Origin of the sequence: uncultured Polaribacter sp. (assembly GCF_947503855.1) — a bacterium.
In the GTDB taxonomy this organism is placed as follows: Bacteria; Bacteroidota; Bacteroidia; order Flavobacteriales; family Flavobacteriaceae; genus Polaribacter.
Genome location: NZ_CANNFF010000044.1, coordinates 1 through 228, shown reverse-complemented (window position 1 = coordinate 228; position 228 = coordinate 1). Strand labels below are relative to the sequence as shown.

Annotated in this window: 1 pseudogene; it reads left to right on the top strand. The window is 33.8% G+C overall.

Annotated elements, in window-relative coordinates:
• Positions 1-139 (top strand): annotated as a pseudogene (locus tag Q0662_RS11970) (IS982 family transposase); the annotation flags it as partial.
• Between the last annotated feature and the right edge of the window lie 89 nt (positions 140-228).

Here is a 228-nt window from a genome sequence, read left to right as displayed (position 1 = left end):
AATTGAACATTCTAGACATAGAAGCTTTACTAATTTCTTGTCTAATATTGTTGCAGGGCTTATTGCCTATAGCTTTTCACCTAAAAAGCCGTCCATAAAATACCAGACAGTCAAAACAAATCAACTTGCATTTTATTAATCGAACTCAGGTTGGTAAGATAACTGATGAAATGGTTCAGGAATATCTTGAACATCATAAGGATAAGCCCAATTCAGAAAAAGGCAACT